Annotated in this window: 8 protein-coding genes and 2 riboswitches; of the genes, 7 read left to right on the top strand and 1 reads right to left on the bottom strand. The window is 44.2% G+C overall.

Annotation, left to right across the window (positions count from 1 at the left end):
• Positions 1–157 precede the first annotated feature (157 nt).
• Positions 158–345: riboswitch (cobalamin riboswitch) on the top strand.
• Between the two features lie 177 nt (positions 346–522).
• The 7 genes from metE to ACY8DX_RS19315 all read left to right on the top strand — a co-directional run bounded on the left by metE (position 523) and on the right by ACY8DX_RS19315 (position 9,576).
• Entirely contained in the window at positions 523–2,763 is a 2,241-nt protein-coding gene (gene metE / locus ACY8DX_RS19345; protein WP_462405855.1) for a 5-methyltetrahydropteroyltriglutamate--homocysteine S-methyltransferase, read from the top strand.
• A 152-nt stretch (positions 2,764–2,915) separates the two neighbouring features.
• Positions 2,916–3,117, top strand: a riboswitch (cobalamin riboswitch).
• A gap of 237 nt (positions 3,118–3,354) precedes the next feature.
• Complete coding sequence (locus tag ACY8DX_RS19340) at positions 3,355–5,547, top strand: ribonucleoside-diphosphate reductase subunit alpha (protein WP_462406985.1); 2,193 nt, start codon at positions 3,355–3,357, stop codon at positions 5,545–5,547.
• A 14-nt stretch (positions 5,548–5,561) separates the two neighbouring features.
• Positions 5,562–6,605 carry a ribonucleotide-diphosphate reductase subunit beta gene (locus ACY8DX_RS19335; RefSeq protein ID WP_197089891.1) on the top strand — a complete coding sequence of 348 codons (1,044 nt, stop codon included), beginning with the start codon at positions 5,562–5,564 and terminating at the stop codon, positions 6,603–6,605.
• Entirely contained in the window at positions 6,605–7,045 is a 441-nt protein-coding gene (locus ACY8DX_RS19330; protein WP_049669456.1) for a flavodoxin domain-containing protein, read from the top strand. The genes ACY8DX_RS19335 and ACY8DX_RS19330 overlap by 1 nt, the downstream gene beginning before the upstream one ends.
• A 167-nt stretch (positions 7,046–7,212) precedes the next feature.
• Positions 7,213–7,509, top strand: coding sequence for a hypothetical protein (locus ACY8DX_RS19325; protein WP_049669457.1), 297 nt, complete (start codon positions 7,213–7,215; stop codon positions 7,507–7,509).
• A 209-nt stretch (positions 7,510–7,718) separates the two neighbouring features.
• Positions 7,719–8,573: an ABC transporter permease subunit gene (locus tag ACY8DX_RS19320; protein WP_439802505.1), complete on the top strand. Its 855-nt coding sequence runs from the start codon at positions 7,719–7,721 to the stop codon at positions 8,571–8,573.
• On the top strand, positions 8,566–9,576 hold the full coding sequence (locus tag ACY8DX_RS19315; protein WP_049669459.1) for an ABC transporter permease: 1,011 nt from the start codon (positions 8,566–8,568) through the stop codon (positions 9,574–9,576). The genes ACY8DX_RS19320 and ACY8DX_RS19315 overlap by 8 nt, the downstream gene beginning before the upstream one ends.
• A 38-nt stretch (positions 9,577–9,614) precedes the next feature.
• On the opposite strand, the gene ACY8DX_RS19310 is transcribed toward ACY8DX_RS19315, so the two are convergent.
• The gene (locus ACY8DX_RS19310; protein ID WP_462405854.1) at positions 9,615–12,428 is read right to left on the bottom strand and encodes a cation-translocating P-type ATPase; all 2,814 of its coding nucleotides are present in this window, start codon (positions 12,426–12,428) and stop codon (positions 9,615–9,617) included.
• Positions 12,429–12,520 lie beyond the last annotated feature (92 nt).

Raw genomic sequence — 12,520 nt, 5'->3', positions numbered from 1 at the left:
TTTCTGAAAATAAATATGGTGTCATAATAAATGAATCCTTTCATAGGAGCAATAATCCTTCTGTTTGGTATCACGCTTTATTTTTGATTATTCAAAAAATAGATAACAATCAATTCCTTTTTATGGTATAGTCTCTTTATATTGTTATTTCACAATCGAATAGCGTGTAAGAATTGGTGCCAAACGAATAGTTTGGCTTAAAAGGGAAGTACGGTGAAAGTCCGTCGCTGTCCCGCAACTGTAAATCGGAGTATATCGCAAAAAACCACTGCCACTTGAGCGGGAAGGTGCGATTAAAGTGCGTTGATGATGAGCCAGGAGACCTGCCAATTCCAGTACACACCAATACCTACGTGGAAATAGGAGGTGAAGCGTGCCGGATTGTTTCGGACACTGTACGAATCATAGGGATTAGGGCATGCTTGCCTTTCTTTATGCTGCGAACAATTAACAGCCATCTTCCAGGAGGGAGAGGGCTTTTGATGTTTTCTGAAAAACGATACAAGGGGAGGAGCTCGTAGGATGAAATGGACACGCACAGTCATCGGTTATCCGTATATTGGTGAGGATCGGGAATGGAAGAGATGCTTAGAGGCTTTTTGGAGGGGAGAGGTATCAGAGGAAACGTTTCTTGATCAGCTGAAGCAAATACGCTTATCCAGGCTGAAGAGGCAGATGGAGCTTGGAATCGATGTCATGACTGTTGGAGATTTCACGCTGTATGACCGGATGCTCGATACGGCGTTTATGTTTGGGATGATTCCAGCCCGTTATTCTGATGTAAGCAGATTATCGAATCTCTCCCTTTATTATGCCATGGCAAGGGGAGAAAAAGGGGCCGTTGCTTGTGAAATGACGAAATGGTTCAACACAAATTATCACTATATTGTTCCTGAATATGATGGCCAGGAACTTTACATAACGAACAATCGTCTACTTGATTGGTTCAAGGAGGCGAGAGATGAGCTTGGCGTTGTGACGAAACCGACGATGATTGGGCCGTATACCTTCATCAAACTTGCAAAGGGCTATGATGATTGGGAGGCATTGGCAGAACAGCTTATTCCGCTGTACAGCCAGGTGATTGCAGAGCTGATTAAGGAGGGTGCTGAATGGGTGCAGCTTGAGGAGCCAGCCTTGGTGCTGACATTGGATGAAGAGGAAGTAGCCTTCGTGAAATCGATTTATGAGAAGCTGGCTGCTGAAAAAACAGCGGGAAACATTATGCTGCAAACATACTTTGAAGGTTTATCAGTCTATGAGGAGTTGATTCATCTCCCTGTAGATGGAATTGGTCTTGATTTTGTTTCCGGCTATCTGCAAAATATGACCTCCATGAAGCAATTTGGGTTCCCCGCTGAAAAGGTGCTTGCCATCGGTATTGTGGATGGGCGCAATATATGGAAGGCTGATTTGGTGGAGAAGGCCGAATTGATCCAGTCCATCCTTGGAGTATTCAAAGCTGCGGAAGTATGGGTCCAGCCTTCCTGCAGTTTGCAGCATGTACCGGTATCCGCTTCGACGGAGCAGAAAATGGACGGGAATATTAAAGGGCTGCTCGCATTTGCTGATGAGAAAATCAAGGAAATTGATCAGCTTGTTACGTACTTTGAGAAGCCAGGGATAGTTCTTGGCGGAAATAGGAGAGCGGTGCAGCCGGCTGTCACAGGGGTGACTCTTGAATCAGAGGACTTTAAACGATCTTCACCCTATCCTGTTCGCCGAGATATTCAAGCGCAGAAGCTTAACCTGCCGATTTTCCCGACGACAACCATTGGCAGCTTCCCGCAGTCAAAGGAAGTGAAGGAAACGCGTAAGGCTTGGCGAGATAAGATTATTTCCGATGAATCCTATGAAGCGTTTATTGCACGTGAGACCGAGCGGTGGATTCGCATACAAGAGGATTTAGAACTTGATGTGCTTGTGCACGGAGAGTTTGAACGGACAGATATGATTGAATATTTCGGAGAGAAGCTTGATGGCTTTGCCTTGAGTGAAAAGGCATGGGTGGTCTCTTATGGGTCTCGCTGCGTGAAGCCGCCTATCATTTATGGAGACGTGAAGTGGCTTGAGCCGATGACCTTGAAGGAGACGGCTGCTGCGCAAGCGATGACCGAGAAGCCGGTGAAGGGAATGCTGACTGGTCCTGTGACTATCTTAAACTGGTCCTTTGTCCGAGATGATATCCCGCGCAAGGATGTTGCTAATCAGCTTGCCCTTGCCCTTCGTAAGGAAATCGACTGCCTTGAGCAAGCCGGAATTACTATTATTCAGGTGGACGAACCGGCTTTAAGAGAAGGACTGCCCCTTCGAAGGGCGGATTGGCAGGAATACCTGACATGGGCAATCCCATCCTTCCGCCTTGCAACATCAGGTGTCCAAGATGAAACGCAAATCCATACACATATGTGCTACTGTGATTTCCATGATTTTGTGAAGCCGATTGAAGCGCTCGATGTTGATGTAATCTCCATTGAGACATCAAGAAGCCATGGCGAATTCATTCAATCTTTACAGCATACGCCCTATGAAAAGGGAATCGGATTAGGGGTGTATGATATTCATAGCCCGCGTATTCCATCTACAGAGGAAATGCTTGAAATTATGCAGGATAGCCTCGAGGTGCTTGAACTAAGTCAATTCTGGGTTAATCCTGATTGCGGGCTGAAGACAAGGAGGGAGGAGGAAACGGTTGCCTCGCTCCGCCATATGGTCAGTGCTGCCAAGCAATTGAGAAGCTTTATTAAGATGAGACAATATTAACCGATAATAAGGACGCTCCCTGTACTTTTTCGTGTACAGTGGGTGTCTTTTTTCTTGGGTAGGAAAAATTAATTCCTTGTAATAGGGACCGATATTCGATATGATAGAAACACCATATATGGTCGATTATTTAACGATGAAATCAATATATAGTATTAGCTAGGGAATAAGATGCGTATAGACGCTTAATAGGGAAATCGATGAGAGTTCGATACTGCCCCCGCAACTGTAAGTGCTGACGAACTAAACATAGTCCACTGTATCGGGTTGTCTCCTTTTGGAGGTGATGATACGGGAAGGGTTTGGTGAGGGTGACGCACAAGTCAGGAGACCTGTCTTATTTTTTGAATTTCAATTTTCTCCGGGGAGTGAGGAAGGAAATGATGGCATTTGAGGGCTCATATTCGATATATGTGCTGTTCCTTGTTATCTTTTCACCCGCTCTACTCATAGAGCGGGTTATTTTTTTGCCTTCGGAGATAATTTCATAGATAAAGGGAGATGGATGCATTGATTATGGAACGGTTAAGGAAGACGGAAAGATTGATTGAAGAGACCGCCCAGGAGTATAAGCTGAATATCGATGAGCTGATGGAGATGATGGCCCGCGGCAAGGAGTCTGAGGCAATTGAGACAGCTCTTCATTATGCGCTCAATAAGATTGCGATGGATGCACCTGACTGGACGTTCCTCGCAGCCCGGCTTTATTTGCAAAAGCTGTATGCGGAGGCAGCGGAGAACCGCGGGTATAAGGAGGACCTTAAATACGGCTCCTTCTCTGAGTTGGTTCAGACGCTTGTCGAGAAGGGCATTTATTCAGCGGAGCTTACTCAGGCCTATTCGAGAAGTGAATTGGACGAGGCAGCAGCGGAAATCATGCCTGAAAGGGATTATATCTTCAACTACATAGGCTTGTTCTTGCTTGCGGACCGTTATTTAGCAAGAGATCATGAGCGCCGTCTCTATGAATTGCCGCAGGAGCGTTTCTTGGTGATTGCCCTGCAATTGATGAAAAATGAAAAGCCTGACGTTCGAATGAGCCTTGTCAAAGAAGCTTATTGGGCACTCAGTCATTTGTACATGACCGTTGCGACACCAACGCTTGCGAATGCCGGCAAGAGCTTTGGCCAGCTGTCCTCCTGCTTCATTGACACAGTTGAGGATTCTTTAGACGGCATTTATTTGAACAACTGGGATACAGCCCGTCTGTCAAAGGATGGCGGCGGTGTCGGCATCTATTACGGCAAGCTTCGGGCGCTAGGCTCTGATATTAAGAAATTCAAGGGCAACTCCTCCGGGGTCGTGCCATGGATTCGCCTAATCAATGATACGGCGGTCAGTGTCGACCAGCTCGGGCAAAGGCAGGGCGCAATTGCTGTTTACTTGGATGTATTCCATAAAGACATCATGAATGGGTTCCTTGATTTGAAAACGAATAATGGGGATGAGCGCCGCAAAGCTCATGACATATTCACAGGGGTATGTATTCCCGATTTATTCATGGAGCAGCTTGAAAAGGTGGACGAGAACGGGCGCAGCATCGGGGAATGGCACACATTCTGCCCGCATGAGGTAAAGAGCATCATGGGCTGGAAGGACGAGAACGGCAATCTGCTTGGCCTTGAGGACTTCTATGATGAGAACGATGAGAAATACTTTACGGAGAAGTATATGGAAGCCGTTAATCATCCGCTCCTTCCGCGCAGAACGTATCGTGCAATGGATATTATGGCACGCGTGATGATCTCCCAGCTGGAGACAGGCACACCGTATATTTTCTACCGTGATGAAGTTAATCGCCAGAATCCGAACAAGCATGTGAACGGGAAAGGCCGTACATCTATTTATTGCAGCAATCTATGTACAGAAATTGCGCAAAATATGTCGGCAACAATGATTGTGAAGGAATATGAGGATGAGGAAGGGAATTTGGTCATCGTCCGTAAGCCTGGTGATTTCGTTGTTTGTAATCTATCCTCTATCAACCTGGCAAAGGCGGTTCCAGCCAATGTACTGGAGCGCTTGATTCGTATTCAGGTCCGGATGCTGGATAATGTCATTGACTTGAATACTATCAGTGTCGGACAGGCAGAGAAAACGAATAAGAAGTACCGGGCGATAGGGCTTGGTACATTCGGGTGGCATCATCTATTAGCCTTAGAGGGCATTTATTGGGAATCAGAGGAGGCTGTCGACTTTGCTGACCGTCTGTATGAGGATATTGCGTATTACACCATTCAATCCTCTATGGAACTAGCGGAGGAGAAGGGAGCATACAGTAGGTTCAGCGGTTCGGAATGGGAGACCGGCCGTTATTTCGAACGAAAAGGATATGCGACACAGCGCTGGAGTGAGCTTCAGGCAGACATCCGAGATAAAGGAATGCGCAATGGCTGGCTCATGGCGGTAGCTCCAAACTCCTCAACAGCCAAAATCGGCGGGTCAACAGATGGAATCGACCCAATCTATGCGGTTGAGTATGCAGAGGAGAAGAAGAACTTTAAATTCAAGGTGACAGCTCCTGATATTAATCACCGAACCTATGAGTATTACAAGAAGAGCAGACATCAATTAAGCCAGGTGTGGAGCATCAGGCAGAATGCCGCTCGCGGGCGTCATATCGACCAGGGCATCAGCTTTAACCTGTATGTGAAGCATGATATTAAGGCGAAGGAGCTATTGAACCTCCATCTGGAGGCTTGGAAGAACGGCTTGAAAACCACTTATTATGTAAGAAGCACGTCACAGGCAGAAATAGAAGAATGTGAATCCTGCCATAGCTAAAAGGAGAGAGACTGATGGTGAACGAAACGCTGAATAAAATTAAACTATTAAACCCGGAATATCCGAATAAATCAACTGGCATCATTAATGGAAAAACATCCGGTCTATTGAACTGGAATGATATTGCCTATCCGCAAATGTATGACCTGTATCAAACCCTGCTCTCTAACTTCTGGAAGGCACAGGAGATTAATATGCAGGATGATATTAAGCAATGGGATTCCTTGAGTGAGACGGAGAAGGATGTGTTTCTCCGTATTAATACCCAGTTGGCTTCCCTTGACAGCTTGCAGACACCGACGATGAGTCAGGTCATGGACTATGTCACAGACTCGAGCTTCAAGGCTATCTTCGCGGTCATTTCCCAGCAGGAGGCGGTTCATAATGAATCGTACTCCTATATCCTCAGCTCGCTTGTGCCGCTGCAGGAGCAAAACAAACGCTTCAATGAAGCGAAAGATGACCCAATTGTACAAAAGCGTAATAAGCTGATTTTGGATGCGTATGAGCAGTTCCGCAATGAGCCGACACCGCTGCATCTGTTTAAGCTTGCGGTCAACTCAATTAATCTGGAGGGAGTTTATTTCTACGCTGGTTTTGCTTTCTTCTATCATCTAGCACGCCACCAAAGAATGCTGAAGACGAGTACGATGATCAGCTATATCCAGCGTGATGAAATGCAGCATGCTTATTTCATCTCCCAATTCATCCGTATTTTGCTGACGGAAAATCCGGAGTTGAATACAGATGAGAATATTGAATATATTTACCGCACGATTGGAGAGGCGGTTGAGCTTGAGAAGGAGTGGTCCCGTTTCATTCTGAAGGATATTGAGGGCATTGACCTGGATGAGTTCGAGAACTATGTGGAGTACTTGGCTAACAAGCGCTTCCGCCAGCTGGGACTTAAAAATCTTTATCCGGAACGCAATAACCCAATGCCATGGATTCATGTATTCAGCGATGAGATGATTAATGAAACGAAGTCTGATTTCTTTGAGCAGAAATCACGTACCTATACGAAGGTTACTCAGTCAAATGGATTTGATGAGCTCTAATGAAGGCTGCTATTATCTATACGTCGAAAACAGGGAACACAGAGGAGCTTGCACTTGAATTGCGGACTCACTTTTCTCGGCGCATTCATACAGATTTGTTTACGATTAATCGTTTTCCACTAAGCCAGCTGCATGAATATGAGGCGATTATCATTGGCACCTATACGTGGGGAGACGGAGAGATTCCCCTTGAGATGATGTCGTTATATCAATGGATAGAGCGGGAGGAGGCCAGCCATCTGACGACAGGTGTGTTCGGAACAGGCGACAGCTTCTATCCGAACTTCTGCGGAGCGGTCGATGAATTCAGGGACATGCTTTATGTCCACACCAATCTTGCCGCAACACTCAAGGTGGAACTTTCCCCGCAGGAGGGCGATTGGGAAAAGTGTGAGAAGTTCGCTGATATTCTAATGAATCGAATCAAACAGCCAGTATAATCTAAACAAAGAGGCATCTCGACGAGGAGATGCCTCTTTGTTTAGAAAAGAAGAATATAGGTGGATAATCTGAAAAAATCATAATTTATTTAGGATATTGCTTATGGATATTATCAAGATATAATTGTTATTGAATAGCAATATGGAATAATGGATGGAAGTGAATTATGGATAACTATAAGAAAGTTGATGTAAATCCCGAACATTTAAAATATGTAGAAAGATTACAAAGGTTGATTTGTGAAAGATTGGGAACAGAACCGCTAAGTGAATATGAGAAACCTGAAACCATGGTTGAACAAGCTTTATTTGTTTATATTGATATTATGGAGAAATATTATCGACTTGATGAGGCGGAATGGGATGAATTCGCTAAACAATGTGCTGGAGTGACTGACGCACCTAGAGATTTTAAGGATTTTAAAGAAATAGCAAGCGAAGTTCATGAATTATTAATAAAATAGATTAGAGAAAATCAATCCTTTTAAGGCAATGTACTTAGTGTGCTCTCAGACTGCAGACAACATCCGTTTTCGGATTTGCCTGCTTTTTTTTGCCCAATCGCATGATATGCATGTTAAGGTTTTTTTTTCTATGACTATTTTCTTTATGGACAAAAAATAATTTGAAAATTATGATTAGTGTATAAAGGGGTGGTTCATTTGGGGTAAGAATGGCTAAACAGCTGCTTCATTCATTTGCAGGTATAGGGTTAATGGTCATGGGGGTCATTTTGATAAGCGGCCTGCCTGCCTTATTTAGGGATATTGGTTTTCATTTCACAGATTATGTCGAAAGCATCAAGTTAGTATTTATGGCCCTGCTTTCTCCGCAGGATATGGACTATGGGGGCACCGGCAGAATGGTCTTTCCAGAAATACTAGGTCCCTATAGGACTACGTTAAGCCTAATGGCTGTCAGTCTTTTGGGCTCTCTATTCATTTCTTTTCTGCTCACCTATATAACGCTCTTCCTCGGAAGAAGGCATCTGTCTAAAATTGAATGGGTTTTGTCCCTTCTTCAAGCACTTCCAGATTTATTCTATATTGCGTTCTCTCAATGGATGATTGTCCTCATATATAAAGGTACCGGTATTCTCATTATGGATGTAGCGAGTTATGGAACCTGGCAGAGTATGATGCTGCCGCTTGTATGTTTATCGCTTCCGCTAACCTTGCTGCTGACGAGATTTCTGCTTCAGCAATTTTTGGTGGAAAAGAAGAAGATGTATGCTGAATATGCCTCGTCAAAGGGATTCACTGAGCTGTATATATTCAACCATCACATCTTGCGCAATGTCCTATTCAGCTTAATCAATTATTCTAAAACCGTTTTATGGTTTATGATTTCGAACTTGATTATCATTGAATATTTATTTAGCATCAATGGAATTATTGGGTTTATCTATCGCTATCTTACACCGGAGTTCTTTGCTATCGGTACGATTCTGCTCGCTGTGCCGGTTTTGATTGTGTATGATATGGCTCAGCTGCTTGTCCCTGAGAAGAGGAGGGATGAGGGTGTTTAAATATGTCGTTAGAAATAAATCCTTTATGACAGGCTTCTTATTCTTAAGTGTGTTAATACTTTTGAGCATTGGCAATACCCTATTGAATGATGGAGAAATCCGCCAGGAAACATTTATATCAGATGAGAATGGAAATATCCTAGATGCACCGCCATATCCGCCGCTGACGGTTTTTCCGCTTGGGTCAGACCTAGAAGGCTATGATTTGCTCCATATGATGATTGAAGGGGCAAAGATAACGATTGGAATTGCTCTTTTCATTGCTGTTTTGCGTATTGTGGTTGGTCTTTTGATTGGCTCTCTTCTTGGTGTATATGCGAGAAGGTGGATTGGCCTCTTTGAAAAGGTATTCTCTAGTTTCACTTTAATTCCACTCACGCTTGTGGCCGCCTTTTTGCTGCATAATGTATTGGTCATGCAGATGGATGGATTTGCTAATCCGTTTTGGAAGCGGGCCCTTTTTGAGGTGTTCATTCTAACGATATATGCTGTCCCAACATTGGCCATCTTTCAGGCGAATGAGATTAAGCGATTATATGGAGAGGACTTTATGGAAGCCGCCCAAGTGCTTGGCGGAGGCGGTTGGCATAAGATGAGGGTTCATATCCTGCCGCATTTAAAGGAAAATTTACTGCAGCTATCGATTCAGCAATTCATTCAAGTATTAATTGTTCTTGCTCATTTAGGGGTTCTTGACCTCTTTTTTGGAGGTACCTTTATCGATTTTAGCGGAGGTGGTCCACCAAAGTCGATGTATTACGAATGGTCAGGTTTGGTGGGGACGTATTTCCGCTCACTTGCCTTCGATCCTTGGATTGCCCTCGTCCCAATTGCCTTTTTCACACTGACCATTCTTGCGGCTCAGCTAATGCTGAATGGACTAAAGAAAGCGAGTGAACAAGCGCATGAGGCGAGGAAGATAAGGCAGTCTCATACCTTGCCGCTTTCAAGCATACAGGCTGAGCAAGAGTTATTTGCCCTTCGCTCTGGAAAAGAAGCATAAAAAAACAGATTGCCTTATCATAAGGCAATCTGTCTATATCAGCTAATGGCTGTCCTTCTAACCAGCCATTTACGAATTTCCTCACATAGAATGAAGAGAACGGTAAAGATGGGAAGAAGAATGATGTGTTGCCATTCCAATGCAGCTGTTTCAAAGACGTATTGGAAGAATGGCGTATATGAAATTAATAAAAATAAAATAACCTCAAGGACGACTCCCCAAATCATCAAGGAATTCGGCTTATGGAAGGATTCATAGAATGGCTTCCTCATTGATCTTGATTCTAGGAGGTTCCCAATCTGGCAGGCGATTACTGCCCCGAACCCGAGCGTGATGGCATAGCTATAGGCATGCATAACATCAGCCGGTGCCGTATTCGTTGTGATGATATTGGTAAAGGAACGAATCTCCTCGAATGTATAGCCGAAATACCCCCAAGCAAAGAAAAAGGCGATGAATAGGCAGGCTGCCTCAATCATTCCAAGGAAGCCATAAGCCCTGAGTAATGATGGGCGGTCGAGAATATTGCTGTTTTTCTTCCTTGGCGGCTGGTCGAGAATATCATCATCCGGTAATTCTTTACCAAGTGAAATGGCTGGCAGGATATCTGTTCCAAGGTCAATGGCCAGAACTAATAGAACCGGCAGGGCAAGAGGGACATTGAATAATCCCATTACAAGGAATGGAATAATCTCCGGTACGTTTGAGGCTAATATATAGCCAATGAATTTCCGGATATTCTCATATATAGCCCGGCCTTCTTTAATGGCCTCCACAATTGTTGCAAAGTGGTCATCTAATAAAACGACATCAGAAGATTCAATCGCTGCATCGGAGCCGTTTTTGCCCATGGAAATACCGATATCCGCTTTTTTTAAGGCTAATACATCATTTATACCATCGCCAGTCGCTGCTACAACATGTCCGAGACTTTGATAAGCCGTGACAATTTTCAATTTATCCTGAGGTGTTGTCCGTGCAAAAATGACGGGATCATCCGTATCGATTTTCTTAGCCAGCTCTGCCTCGCTTAATCTCCGCAATTCCTCTCCCATAATGATGACATGCTTATCCTTCACAATGCCTGTCTGCTTCGCAATGGAAAGAGCGGTCTTGCTGTAATCGCCGGTAACGACTGTGATTTTGACACCTGCACGGTAGCAATCACGCACCGCTTCAAGCACGCCTTCTTTCGGCGGGTCGTACATAATGGCTAGACCAAGAAGCATAAGTGTATCTTCTTCAGGTCCTGAACAAGAAACGGCCAAGATACGGTAACCCTCGCTTGCCATTTTATCATTTACAGCATGAACCTCTTTGCGGTCTGCATCTGTCATCCTCACAGCTTGTCCATTTCGATAAATATAGGCGCATTTGCCTGTAATCTTTAATGGGTCGCCTTTTGTAAAGTTGATCAATTTACCGGCAGGGAATGTCTCAGCTGAGTCATTTTTTGCTAAGACGGTCATATATTTATTTTCGGAGCTGAAGGGCTGAAGGCTTTCCCTGGTGAAGTGTTTTTTCGTATCTTCCACGTTTACGCCATATTTCTCTGCCGCAATTAAAATGGCCGCCTCCGTTGGATTGCCTATGTATTCCCATTCATTCGAATCTTTCTCGGCTGTTTTTAGGACGGTCTCTGAACAAATAATTGCAGAGGTGAAAAAGCGCTTAAGTCCTGGCTGATTTCGATCGCTTACTCCGCTTAGCTTGCCGGCCTTCTCATACCCGTTGCCACTGATTTCAATTAATCCGTCTGGTGTCCATATCTTCTTCGCGACAATGGCATTCTGTGTAAGAGTCCCGGTCTTATCTGTGCAAATGACCGTTGTTGTACTAAGGGTTTCAACAGCCGATTGCTTTCTGACCAATGCATTTTTCTTAGCCATCCGCTGGACGCTCAACGCCAAGGAGAGGCTGACGGTTGGCATCAAGCCTTCCGGCACATTTGCCACAATCATCCCAATCGCAAAGATTAAAGCCTCATTGACTTCAATATCTGTCAGGAAGACGGATACACAAAAGGCTAAGATTCCGATGGTAACAGCAAATATCGCTAGGATTTTCGTGATGCGCTGGATCTGAATCTCCAATGTGCTTTTCTCACGCTTGATTTGGGTAGTCGTTTCGGTAATCATCCCGATTTGGGTTTGTTTGCCTGTCCCATAAACGACAGCCTTCGCTTCTCCGCCTGTAATGGAAGTTCCGGCGAATACTAAATTTCTGCATTCGCTGACGGTGTCAATATGACGGGTTTCTATGTTCTCGCTCCGGTTTACCGGCAATGATTCACCTGTCAGCATGGAGTTATTTACCATCAAACGATTAGATGAAATAATTCGGCAGTCAGCTGGCACTTTATCCCCAGCGGAGAGATTCAGGATATCACCAGGCACTAATTGGTCGGCGTCCATCGTTCGTACTTCACCATCCCGATAGACCTTCACCCGATTCGGCATCATTTCTGATAATGCCTGTAAGGCTTTGTCTGCCCGGTTTTCTTGAACGAATGAAAAGATGGCGTTAATCAAAATGATGGCCCATATTACATAGCTGAGCAAGGGTGTGCCGGAAATAAACGCAAGAATACTAGCCACCCAAAGCATAATGGCTAATAATCCGACAAGCTTCTCTAGAAAGCATTTAAGGGGATTGAAGGTTCTTTTTGTTTTCATTTTGTTATCCCCAAATATTTTTAATCTTGCTTGAGCTTCTGAATTTGATAAACCTGCAGAGCTTGTTTTTAAGGAAATGAGTACATAGTCAGCTCCTTTTTCAGCCCATTTGGTTGGATCTTTCTGAGTTATTTCTAGCAAAGAGCTTTCCTTAGGTCCTATATGGTCATATTCCATCTTGCTGCCTCCTTCCTGTCTAACAATTATCTTAACATAATTTTAAGTATTTTTTGATTATTAAAAATGAAAGGAGATGATCATACAGATTT

The sequence above is a fragment of the Gracilibacillus sp. Marseille-QA3620 genome (assembly GCF_054950035.1).
The sequence above is the reverse complement of the archived record's forward strand: the minus strand, read 5'-3'. Positions and strand labels throughout refer to the sequence as shown.

Coding starts and splice junctions, on each gene's coding strand:
- ACY8DX_RS19320 (WP_439802505.1), top strand. CDS start 7,719: ATGGCTAAACAGCTGCTTCATTCATTTGCAGGTATAGGGTTAATGGTC.
- ACY8DX_RS19335 (WP_197089891.1), top strand. CDS start 5,562: ATGGTGAACGAAACGCTGAATAAAATTAAACTATTAAACCCGGAATAT.
- ACY8DX_RS19325 (WP_049669457.1), top strand. CDS start 7,213: ATGGATAACTATAAGAAAGTTGATGTAAATCCCGAACATTTAAAATAT.
- ACY8DX_RS19340 (WP_462406985.1), top strand. CDS start 3,355: ATGGAGATGATGGCCCGCGGCAAGGAGTCTGAGGCAATTGAGACAGCT.
- metE (WP_462405855.1), top strand. CDS start 523: ATGAAATGGACACGCACAGTCATCGGTTATCCGTATATTGGTGAGGAT.
- ACY8DX_RS19330 (WP_049669456.1), top strand. CDS start 6,605: ATGAAGGCTGCTATTATCTATACGTCGAAAACAGGGAACACAGAGGAG.
- ACY8DX_RS19310 (WP_462405854.1), bottom strand. CDS start 12,428: ATGGAATATGACCATATAGGACCTAAGGAAAGCTCTTTGCTAGAAATA.